This window comes from Cellulomonas sp. GbtcB1, from assembly GCF_019091725.1.
In the GTDB taxonomy this organism is placed as follows: domain Bacteria; phylum Actinomycetota; class Actinomycetes; order Actinomycetales; family Cellulomonadaceae; genus Cellulomonas.
In genome coordinates, this window is sequence record NZ_JAGXJG010000083.1 from 1 (window position 1) to 11269 (window position 11269).

General features: G+C 74.3%; 7 protein-coding genes. 1 reads left to right on the forward strand and 6 read right to left on the reverse strand.

Going from position 1 to position 11269, the window contains the following annotated elements; all coding sequences use genetic code 11:
- Positions 1–362: 362 nt before the first annotated feature.
- The 6 genes from eno to mfd form a co-directional block, all read right to left on the reverse strand.
- Positions 363–1643 (reverse strand): phosphopyruvate hydratase, encoded by a 1281-nt coding sequence (gene eno / locus KVT14_RS19065; protein ID WP_147795774.1) that lies wholly within the window; start codon positions 1641–1643, stop codon positions 363–365.
- A 98-nt stretch (positions 1644–1741) separates the two neighbouring features.
- Entirely contained in the window at positions 1742–3130 is a 1389-nt protein-coding gene (pntB, locus tag KVT14_RS19070) for a Re/Si-specific NAD(P)(+) transhydrogenase subunit beta (RefSeq protein WP_217617108.1), read from the reverse strand.
- A gap of 1 nt (position 3131) precedes the next feature.
- On the reverse strand, positions 3132–4694 hold the full coding sequence (locus KVT14_RS19075; RefSeq protein ID WP_217617109.1) for a Re/Si-specific NAD(P)(+) transhydrogenase subunit alpha: 1563 nt from the start codon (positions 4692–4694) through the stop codon (positions 3132–3134).
- A gap of 148 nt (positions 4695–4842) precedes the next feature.
- Complete coding sequence (locus tag KVT14_RS19080) at positions 4843–5526, reverse strand: MazG family protein (protein WP_308161170.1); 684 nt, start codon at positions 5524–5526, stop codon at positions 4843–4845.
- Entirely contained in the window at positions 5523–6074 is a 552-nt protein-coding gene (locus KVT14_RS19085) for a hypothetical protein (protein WP_217617110.1), read from the reverse strand. The genes KVT14_RS19080 and KVT14_RS19085 overlap by 4 nt, the downstream gene beginning before the upstream one ends.
- Before the next feature lie 130 nt (positions 6075–6204).
- Complete coding sequence (gene mfd / locus KVT14_RS19090) at positions 6205–9846, reverse strand: transcription-repair coupling factor (RefSeq protein ID WP_217617111.1); 3642 nt, start codon at positions 9844–9846, stop codon at positions 6205–6207.
- 242 nt (positions 9847–10088) lie between these two features.
- Here mfd and KVT14_RS19095 point away from each other — a divergent pair.
- Positions 10089–11269, forward strand: a 1181-nt coding sequence (locus tag KVT14_RS19095) for an acyltransferase (RefSeq protein WP_217617112.1), incomplete at its 3' end; no start/stop codon positions are given.

The following is an 11269-nucleotide window of genomic DNA, read 5'->3' on the forward strand; positions in this document are numbered from 1 at the left end:
CTTGGCCCACAGAACGCCTTGGCTCCGATCCGACTTAGCGCGGCACGCCCGCGGTGCGGGGCGCGGGGTCGGGAGGCGCCGGGGTGCGCGGCGCGGGCGTGCGCGGAGCCGAGCCGCGCCGGTCGCCGCCGCGGGCCGCGTCGTCGTCGGCGCCGGTGCGGGGCGCGGCGGGACGACGAGGGGCGGGCATGGTCCCGATTGTGCCCCGCGCCGGGCCCGCGACCCCGCAGGCGACCCGGCCGTGTCCGCGCGCGCACACGATCCGCACAAGCCGCGGGCGGTGCCGGGCACACCCCCCCGGACGCGCCGGAGGCCGGCGACCCCGTGCGGGGTCGCCGGCCTCCGGTCGAGAGCCTGGGGGCTCAGGCCTTCCAGCGGGGGAAGGCCGACAGGCCGGCGTAGCGGCCGGCGTCGTCCAGCTCCTCCTCGATGCGGAGCAGCTGGTTGTACTTGTTGATGCGCTCGCCACGGGCCGGCGCACCGGTCTTGATCTGGCCGGCGTTGGTCGCGACGGACAGGTCGGCGATCGTGACGTCCTCGGTCTCGCCGGAGCGGTGCGAGGTCATCGTGGTGAAGCCGTTGCGCTGGGCCAGGGTGACGGCGTCCAGCGTCTCGGTCAGGGTGCCGATCTGGTTCAGCTTGACCAGCAGCGAGTTGGCGGCCTTGAGCTCGATGCCCTTGGCCAGGCGCTCCGGGTTGGTGACGAACAGGTCGTCGCCGACGATCTGCACCTTGTCGCCGACCTTGGTGACGAGCTCGGACCAGGTGCCCCACTCGTCCTCGGACAGCGGGTCCTCGATGGAGACCAGCGGGTAGTCCGCGACGAGCTGCTCGTAGAACGCGATCATCTCGGCCGGCGCGAGGGCCTTGCCCTCGAACTGGTACGCGCCGTCCTTGAAGAACTCGGTCGCGGCGACGTCGAGCGCGAGCGCGACGTCCTTGCCCGGGACGAAGCCGGCCTTCTCGATCGCGACGAGGATCAGGTCCAGCGCAGCGCGGTTCGACTCGAGGTTCGGCGCGAAGCCGCCCTCGTCGCCGAGACCGGTCGACAGGCCCTTGCTCTTCAGCACGGACTTGAGGGAGTGGTAGACCTCGGCGCCGGTGCGCAGGGCCTCGCGGAAGGTCGGCGCGCCGATCGGGGCGACCATGAACTCCTGGATGTCGACGTTGGAGTCGGCGTGCGACCCCCCGTTGAGGATGTTCATCATCGGGACGGGCAGCACGTGGGCGTTCGGGCCGCCGACGTAGCGGAACAGCGGCAGGTCGGCCGAGTCGGCCGCGGCCTTCGCGACGGCGAGCGAGACGCCGAGGATCGCGTTGGCGCCGAGCTTGCCCTTGTTCGGGGTGCCGTCGAGCTCGATGAGGGCCTGGTCGACCAGGCGCTGCTCGGTGGCCTCGAAGCCGATGAGCTCCGGGGCGATCTCGTCGATGACCGCGTTGACCGCGTCCTCGACGCCCTTGCCCAGGTAGCGCGACTTGTCGCCGTCACGGCGCTCGACGGCCTCGAAGGCCCCGGTCGAGGCACCCGAGGGCACACCGGCCCGGGCGATGGTGCCGTCGTCGAGCGCGACCTCGACCTCGACAGTGGGGTTGCCGCGCGAGTCGAGGATCTCGCGGGCGCCGACGGCCTCGATGCTGGCCATGGTGCTCCTTCGTCAAACGGGTCGGTTTGCGACCTCAGCCTAGTGCGCGCCGTCCGGTGCGTCGGTGGGACCTTCGGCAACCGGACGGTGAACGCCTGTCAGAGCGCGGCGACGATGCGCTCGACCTGGTCCTTCGCGTCGCCGAACAGCATCGCCGTGTTCTCCCGGAAGAACAGCGGGTTCTGCACGCCCGCGTAGCCGGTGGCCATCGACCGCTTGAACACGACCACCTGCTTCGCCTTCCACACCTCGAGGACGGGCATGCCGGCGATCGGCGAGCCCGGGTCCTCCAGGGCGGCGGGGTTCACGGTGTCGTTGGCGCCGATGACGAGCACGACGTCGGTCGAGGCCAGGTCGTCGTTGATCTCGTCCATCTCGAGGACGATGTCGTACGGCACCTTGGCCTCGGCGAGCAGCACGTTCATGTGCCCGGGCAGCCGGCCCGCGACGGGGTGCACGCCGAACCGGACCTCGACGCCCGCGGCGCGGAGCCGGGCCACCAGGTCGGCGACCGGGTACTGCGCCTTGGCGACCGCCATGCCGTAGCCCGGGGTGATGACGACGCTGGACGCGGACTTGAGCAGCTCGGCGACCTCCGCGGCCTGGATCTCGCGATGGTCCCCGACCTCGGCCGACCCCGAGGAGACGACGGTCCCGCCCTCGGTGCCGAAGCCGCCGAGGATCACGCTGACGAACGACCGGTTCATCGCGCGGCACATGATGTACGACAGGATCGCGCCGGAGGAGCCGACGAGGGCGCCGGTGACGATCAGCAGGTCGTTGTCCAGCATGAAGCCCGCGGCGGCCGCGGCCCACCCGGAGTACGAGTTGAGCATCGACACGACGACCGGCATGTCGCCGCCGCCGATCGCGGCCACGAGGTGCCAGCCGAGCGCGAGCGCGACGACGGTCATGAGCAGCAGCGGCACCAGCGACGGCGACGTCAGGAACCAGCCCAGCGCCCCGGCGGATGCCACGAGGGCACCGAGGTTCAGCCAGTTTCGGCCCGGCAGCGTCAGCGGCGCGGACGACATCTTCGCCGACAGCTTGAGGTAGGCGACGATCGAGCCGGTGAACGTCACGGCGCCGATGAGCACGCCGAGGAACACCTCGACGAGGTGCACCGCGTCGGCGTGCGTCTCGGTCAGGTAGGAGTTGACACCGACCAGGACGGCCGCGGCGCCGACGAACGAATGCAGCATCGCGATCATCTCGGGCATCTGCGTCATCTCGACGGAGCGGGCTCGCCAGGTGCCGACGGCGATGCCGATGATCAGCACCAGCGCGATGAGCAGCAGGGTGACGAGCGGGCTGCGCTCGGAGACGTCGACGCTGAGCAGGACGGTGGCGACCAGCGCGAGGGCCATGCCGACCATGCCGAGCAGGTTGCCGCGGCGGGCGGTCTCCTGCTTCGACAGCCCGGCGAGGCTGAGGACGAACAGGACGGCGGCGACGAGGTACACGCCCTGGGCTGCGGAGGTGAGCATCTCAGGCCTCCTCCTTCCGGAACATCCCGATCATCCGGTAGGCCACCAGGAAGCCACCGAAGATGTTGATGGCGGCGACCGCCGCCGCGGCGAACGCGAGCGCGGAGACGACCCAGCTGTCGCTGCCGATCTGCAGCAGCGCGCCGACCAGGATGATCCCGGAGATGGCGTTGGTCTGGGCCATCAGCGGCGTGTGCAGCGAGTGGCTGACGTTCGAGATGACGTAGTAGCCGACGAACACCGCGAGCACGAACACCGTGAAGTGCCCCGCGAACGCGGCCGGCGAGAACGTGATCGCCAGCGCGAGCAGCACGGCGCCGAGGGCCAGGCCGGTCATCTGGCGCTGCCCGCGGCGGCGCGCGGCCTCCCGGGCGAGCCGGGCCTGCTCGGCGGGGTCGACCGGCGTCACGGCCGGGGCGGGTTCCGCGGCCGGCGCCGCCGAGACCTGCACGGGCGGCGGCGGCCACAGCACCTCCCCCGCCCGCGTGACGGCCATGCCGCGCTGCACCGGGTCGTCGAGGTCGAGGACCAGCGCCCCGTCCTTGCCCGGGGTGAGCAGCGTGAGCAGGTTGACGACGTTGGTGCCGAACAGCTGCGACGTGTGCCGCGCCATCCGGCTGGTGAGGTCCGTGTAGCCGAGGATCGTCACGCCGTTCGCGGTGACGACCTTCTCCCCCGGCACGGTGAGCTCGCAGTTGCCGCCGCCCGACGCGGCCAGGTCGACGATCACGGACCCGGGGCGCATCGCGGCGACCATCTCCGCGCTGATCGTGCGCGGCGCGGTGCCGCGGACCAGGGCCGTGGTGATGACGATGTCGGCCTGGGCCGTCTCCGCGGCGTACATCTCGGCGGTCAGCCGCTCCTGCTCGGCGGTGAGCTCGCGGGCGTAGCCGTCGGCGCTCACCTCCTGCTGGGCCGCGGCGGCCTGCACGAAGGACGCGCCCATCGACTCGATCTGCTCGCCGACCTCGGGCCGGACGTCGTAGGCGCGGACCTGCGCGCCGAGGCTGCCGGCCGCGCCGATGGCCGCGAGCCCGGCGACGCCCGCGCCGATGACGAACACGGTGGCGGGCGGGGTCTTGCCGGCGGCCGTCACCTGGCCGGTGAACATGCCGCCGAACTCCTCGGCGGCCTCGATGACCGCGCGGTAGCCGGCGACGTTCGACATCGTGCTGAGCACGTCGAGCGCCTGGGCGCGGGACACGCGCGGCACGGCGTCGAGGGCCAGCGCCGTGACGCCGCGGGCGGCCAGCGCCGCGACCCGCTCGGGGTGCGCCGCGGGCGCGAGCATCGACACCAGCGTGGCGCCGGGGGTCAGGGCGGCGACCTGCGCGTCGGCCGGGGCGTTCACCGTGGTCACCACGTCGCTCGCCCAGACCTCGGCCGCGTCGCCGAGGGCCGCGCCGGCCTCCGCGTACGCGACGTCGGGGAAGCTCGCGGCCTCGCCCGCGCCGTGCTCGACGACCACCTCGTAGCCCAGCTTCGCCAGCCGGCCCACGGTGGCGGGCGTGGCGGCCACGAGCCGCTCGCCCGGCCGGGCCTCCTTCGGGACGCCGATCCGCATCGACCCCTCCTCGTCCGGTGTCGCGGTGCGCCCGCCCTCGCCGGGCGTGGGGCACCGGGCCGCGGGTGCACCGCCAGCCTCGCCCATCCTGGTGCCCGGGGCCCGCCGGCGTCCCGGACCTTCGACCCGGCGCGCCCGATCCGGCCCGTCAGCCCTGCTCGGCCGCCCGCAGGTCCCGCTCCCACGCGGCCGTCGCGCGGCGGAGCTCGCCCTCCGCGTCGAGGCCGGCCGCGCGGGCCTCCTGCACCAGGGCGAGCAGCCGCGCGCCGAGGTCGCCGGACGTACCGGGGCCGCCGGGGGTCGGTGCCGGCGCGACCGCGGCGAGCCCGGACCGCTCGGCGCGCGACGCCACCTTCTGCGCCCGGGCCAGCGCGCCCATCGCGAGCGGCACGCCGTCGAGCACGGACTCGCGCTGCTTCTCCTCGCGCTTGATCGCGTCCCACTGCCGGTTCACGCCGTCGGCGTCCGCGACCTCGGCGGTGCCGAACACGTGCGGGTGCCGCCGCACGAGCTTGGCGACCAGGTCGGCCGCGACGTCGTCGACGTCGAACGGCCCGGCCGGGTCCTCCTGGGCGATCCGGGCGTGGAACACCACCTGCAGCAGCAGGTCCCCGAGCTCCTCGCGCAGGTGCGCGCGGTCCCCGCCCTCGACGGCCTCCGCGACCTCGTACGCCTCCTCGAGCACGTACGGCACCAGGGAGGCGTGCGTCTGCTCGGCGTCCCACGGGCAGCCGCCCGGGGAGCGCAGCCGGTCCATCACCGCGACGAGCCGGCGCAGCGGGTCCGCGACGGCGGTGGGGTCCGCCGCGGCCTCGGCGCGGGCGTCGGTCACGGGGCCGGGGTCGGCGCGGCCCCGTCGGCGGACACGATCCACGGGTACGCGGTCGTGCCGACGGTGCCGAGGTCGTCCGCGGTGCCGAACCGGGGGTTCACGGTGAAGTCGAGGGCCCCGAGGTCCTCCTGCAGCGACGCGAGCAGCGTGTCGGCGTCGCTCGCGCCCTGCAGCCCCTGGATCTCCAGCAGGTACCGCATGACCGCGACCGAGGCCGGCGAGAAGTCCTGGGCCGGGGCGCCCGCGGCCTCGACCTGCTGGTCGAGCGCGTCGGCGGCCTGCTCGTCGGACACCGCGACGCCCGCGTCGGACGCCGCGGCGGCGACCGTCGGCTCCTGGATGAGCACGCCGAGGATCGCGGACGCCGAGACGCCCTGCAGCACGGGGCCGAGCTCCTGGGTCGCGGTCTCGACCTCGGACGTCGGGATCGACCGGCCGTCGACCACGGCCGCAGCGCCGGGGCGACCGCCGCCGCACGCCGCGAGCACGCCCGCCACCGCCAGCACCCCGACGGCGGACACCGTCCGCCGGACCGTCTTCCGCGTCACCGCACACCTGGCCTCTCGTCGCTCTCCGTCGCCCGACCGGGCCCATCGTAGGGGCCGGTCCTGGGCTCGGGGCCAGGACCGGCCCGGACGCGCTGCCGACGCGAGGCGGCGGGCGGGAGCGTCGGCCGGCTCAGCGCGCCGCCGTGCCCACCCCCGCCGCCGCGGACACGTCGCCGAGCACGACCGCGTCGATCAGCTGCCGCGCCCAGGACATGACCGCCTCGCCGTGCAGCGGCTTGCCGCCGATCCGCGCGGTCATCGGGAACGGCACCAGGACGGTGCGCAGCGCGGGCTTCAGCACCGAGCCGGGGTACAGCCGCTTGAGCCGCAGCTGCGCCGACTCGGGCAGGTCGACCGGCGCGAACCGCACGAACTTGCCCTGCGCGGTGACGTCGGTGAGGCCGGCGGTGCGCGCGTGCAGCCGGAACCGGGCGACCGCGAACAGGTTGGTCACGGGCTCCGGGATCGGGCCGTACCGGTCGACCAGCTCCGCCGAGATCTCCTCGAGCGCCGCCTCGTCCCCCGCCGCCGCGAGCTTGCGGTACGCCTCCAGGCGCAGCCGCTCGTGCGCGATGTAGTCGTGCGGGATGTGCGCGTCGACGGGCAGCTCGACCGTGACGTCGGGCAGCTCCTCGGGCTGGTCGCCGCGGTAGGACGCGACGGCCTCGCCGACCATCCGGATGTAGAGGTCGAAGCCGACGCCCTCGATGTGCCCGGACTGCTCGCCGCCGAGCATGTTGCCCGCGCCGCGGATCTCCAGGTCCTTCATCGCGACGGCCATGCCCGCCCCGAGGTCGGTGTTCGCGGCGATCGTCTGCAGCCGGTCGTGCGCGGTCTCGGTGAGCGGCTTCTCCGGCGGGTACAGGAAGTACGCGTACGCCCGCTCCCGCCCGCGGCCGACGCGCCCGCGCAGCTGGTGCAGCTGGGACAGGCCGAGCCGGTCGGCGCGCTCCAGGATCAGCGTGTTGGCGTTGGAGATGTCGAGGCCGGTCTCGACGATCGTCGTGCACACCAGGACGTCGAACCGCTTCTCCCAGAAGTCGACGATCACCTGCTCCAGCTGGTGCTCGTTCATCTTGCCGTGGGCGACCGCGATCCGGGCCTCCGGCACCAGCTCGTTGAGCCGGGCCGCGGTGCGCTCGATCGACTCGACCTTGTTGTGCACGTAGAACACCTGGCCCTCGCGCAGCAGCTCCCGGCGGATGGCGGCGGAGATCTGCTTCTCCTCCCAGGCGCCGACGAAGGTCAGCACCGGGTGCCGCTCCTCCGGCGGGGTCGCCAGGGTCGACATCTCGCGGATGCCGGTCACCGCCATCTCGAGCGTGCGCGGGATCGGGGTCGCCGACATCGCGAGCACGTCGACGTTGGTGCGCAGCGCCTTGAGCGTCTCCTTGTGCTCGACGCCGAACCGCTGCTCCTCGTCGATGATGACCAGGCCCAGGTCCTTGAACCGCACCTCGCCGGTGATGAGCCGGTGCGTGCCGATGACGACGTCGATGCTGCCGTCGCGCAGGCCGTCGACGACCGCCTCCGACTCCGCCTTGGTCTGGAACCGCGACAGCGCCTTCACGGTGACCGGGAACCCGGCGTACCGCTCGGCGAACGTGTCGAGGTGCTGCTGCACGAGCAGCGTGGTCGGCACGAGCACGGCGACCTGCTTGCCGTCCTGCACCGCCTTGAACGCCGCGCGCACCGCGATCTCGGTCTTGCCGTAGCCGACGTCGCCGCAGATGAGCCGGTCCATGGGGACCGACTTCTCCATGTCGGCCTTGACCTCGTCGATGGTGGCGAGCTGGTCCGGGGTCTCGACGTACGCGAACGCGTCCTCGAGCTCGCGCTGCCACGGGGTGTCCGGGCTGAACGCGTGCCCGGCCGTCGCCTGGCGCGCCGAGTACAGCCGGATGAGCTCGCCGGCGATCTCCTTGACCGCCTTGCGGGCGCGGCCCTTGGTCTTGGCCCAGTCGGAGCCGCCCATCTTGTTGAGGCTCGGCGCCTCGCCCCCGACGTACTTGGTCACCTGGTCGAGCTGGTCGGTCGGCACGAACAGCCGGTCGCCCGGCTGGCCGCGCTTCGACGACGCGTACTCGACCACCATGTACTCGCGGGTGGCCGCGGCCGCGCCGGTGCCGATCGTGCGGGACACCAGCTCGACGAACCGGCCGACGCCGTGCTGCTCGTGCACGACGAAGTCGCCGGGCCGCAGCTGCAGCGGGTCGACGACGTTGCGGCGGCGGCTCGGCATCTTGCGCATGTCGCGGGTGGACGAGCCGGGTCGCCCCGTGAGGTCGGACTCGGAGAACACCGCGAGCCGCAGGTCCTCGGACACGAAGCCCGGGCCGACCTGCGCGGGCATGACGAGGACGACGCCGCCCTCGAGGTCGCCCTCGAGCGCCGGGACCAGCCGGGCGGGCACGTCGGCGGCGCGCAGCTGCTCGGCCATGCGCTGCGCGGGGCCGTGGCCCTCGGTCGCGAGCAGCAGCCGCCAGCCGTCCTGCTGCAGCCGGCGGACGTCGGCCACGGCGCGGTCGACCTCGCCGCGGTACCGCTCGACGTCCCGGGCGGCGACCACGACGGTCTCCACGCCGTCGTCGGCGCTGCGGAGCGCGTCCGGGTCGGCGGTGCCCTCGGCGGCGTCCGCGTCGAGCGTGAAGGGGCTCAGCGTCCACCAGCCCAGGCCGCGCACGGCGGCGAGCGCCCGCACCTCGGCGAACGACGCGAACGAGGCGGCGGACAGGTCGAGCGGGGTCGCGGCGCCGGCCGCGGCGGACGTCCACGCGGCCTGCAGGAACTCCTCGGTGGTGGCGACGAGGTCGTGCGCGCGACGACGGACCCGCTCGGGGTCGGCCAGCACGAGCAGTGCGTCGTCCGGCACCAGGTCGAGCACGGGGACCATCTCGCCGACGAGCGCCGGGGCCAGCGACTCCATGCCCTCGACGGCGATGCCCTGCGCGAGCTTGTCGAGCATGTCGACCGCCCCGGGCAGCCGCTCCACCAGGGACGCGGCGCGCTCGCGCACCTCGTCGGTCAGCAGGATCTCCCGGCACGGCGGCGCCCACAGGCCGTGGCCCGCGACCTCGAGGCTGCGCTGGTCGGCGACGGAGAACCAGCGGATCTCCTCGACGTCCTCGCCCCAGAACTCGATGCGCAGCGGGTGGTCCTCGGTCGGCGGGAACACGTCGAGGATGCCGCCGCGCACGGCGAACTCCCCGCGGCGCTCGACCATGTCGACCCGGCTGTACGCGGCGGCCACCAGGCGCTCGGCGACCTCGGACAGGTCGGCCCGCTCCCCGACGTTCAGCGACACCGGCACGAGCTCGCCCAGCCCGGCGACGACCGGCTGCAGCAGCGCGCGCACCGGCATGACGAGGACGCGGATCGGGCCGGTGTGGCCGGGCTCCGGGTCGGGGTGCGCCAGGCGGCGGAACACGGCGAGCCGGCGCGCGACGGTGTCGCTGCGGGGCGACAGGCGCTCGTGCGGCAGCGTCTCCCAGGACGGCAGGACCGCGACGTCGTCGTCGGGCAGGTAGCAGCGCAGCGCGGCGGCGGCCTCGTCGGCGTCGCGGCCGGTGGCGGTGACGACGACGAGGGGGCGGCCGGGGCGCGCGGCGCCGGGGGCGGCCTCGGCGCGGGCGCCCGCGAGGGCGGCCAGCAGCGGCGGGCGGATGCCGGCGGGCCCGACGACGTCGACCTCGCCGCGGGACGGGACGAGGGAGACGGCGCGCGCGACGGCGGGGTCGGTGAGGAGGACGGGCAGCAGTCCGGCGACGTTCATGGGTTCCTTCCGGGGGTGCCGGCGGCAGGGCGCGGTCAGCACGAGAACCCCGGATCCGCAGGACCCGGGGTGCAGTCACCACTCTACGAGCGACCACCGACACACTCACCCTGACGGCGGCACCCCTCTTGACACGTTCTGCACCCTTTGTCCTAATTTGCACTTCAACTAGAGGCCTGACGCGGGGCTCCCGCGCAGCCGCGACCAGCCCCGGCCGACGACTGCCACCCCGGGAGGGCGACATGGGTACCGCGCACGGCGGCGACCGCCTCCCCGTCCTCTGGAGCCTCAACGGCCTGCGGGCGGCCGGCGCGCTGCTCGTGATGCTCTACCACGTGAACTCCTGGAACCTGCAGGTCATCCGGGGCTCCAGCGCGTTCTACACCGGCGTCGGGCTGTTCTTCGTGCTCTCCGGCTTCGTGCTCACCTGGACCGCGCAGCCCGGCACGACCCTCGGGGCGTTCTACACCCGCCGGCTCGCGCGGATCCTGCCGAACCACCTCACGGCGTTCGCGATCGGGCTCGCGGTGACGGTGCTCGTGGTGAGTACCACGGTCGACCCGGTCACCGTGCTGTCGGGGATGTTCCTCGTGCAGGCGTGGTCGCCGGACGGCCAGGTGGTGTTCGCCGTGAACGGCGTCGCCTGGTCGCTGTCCTGCGAGATCGCGTTCTACGCCGCCTTCCCGGCGCTGCTGTGGGCGCTGCGCCGGATGCAGCCGCGCACGCGGGTCCTCGTCGCCGGGGCCTCGCTCGCCGCGCCGGTCGCCGTCGCGCTGGTCTGGCCGTCGCTCATCCCGCTGCTGTTCCACCTGCCGCCGGCCCGGCTCCCGGAGTTCCTGCTCGGCATGGTCACGGCGCTGGCGGTGCGCGAGGGCTGGCGGCCCCGGGTCCCGGCCTGGGCGCTGCTCGCCGTGCTCGCCGCGTGCGTGCTCGGCGCCGCCGCCGTCGACGTGCACCCCACGGTGCTCACCGCGGTGCTGGCCGCGATCTTCGCGCCGCTCGCCGCGGGCTGCGCGTGGGGCGACATCGACGGGGACAACCGCTGGGCGCTGCACCCGGCGGTGAAGCTGGGCGGGGCGCTGTCGTTCTCGTTCTACCTGCTGCACGAGCTGGTCATCAAGGTCGTCGTGGCGACGCCCGTGCGCGGGCCCGCCGCGATCGGGATCGTGCTGGTGGTCTCGGCGGGCCTCGCGTTCCTGCTGTGGCGCGGCGTCGAGCTGCCGGCCCGCGCCCGGATCCTCGCGGCGCTCCCCGCGCCCGCGCCGCGGCTCGGGGCGGCCCCGCCGCCGCACGCACCCGGCGGACGTCGGGCGCGGCACAGCCGGCCGCGCGAGGTGGCGTGGTCGTTCCCGCTCGCGCCGGGGGGCGGGACCGCCGCCGCCGCGGTGGGGGGCGCCCCCGGGGCGGCGGGCGCGCCGCCCGC

Coding starts and splice junctions, on each gene's coding strand:
- pntB (WP_217617108.1), bottom strand. CDS start 3,130: ATGCTCACCTCCGCAGCCCAGGGCGTGTACCTCGTCGCCGCCGTCCTG.
- eno (WP_147795774.1), bottom strand. CDS start 1,643: ATGGCCAGCATCGAGGCCGTCGGCGCCCGCGAGATCCTCGACTCGCGC.
- KVT14_RS19075 (WP_217617109.1), bottom strand. CDS start 4,694: ATGCGGATCGGCGTCCCGAAGGAGGCCCGGCCGGGCGAGCGGCTCGTG.
- mfd (WP_217617111.1), bottom strand. CDS start 9,846: ATGAACGTCGCCGGACTGCTGCCCGTCCTCCTCACCGACCCCGCCGTC.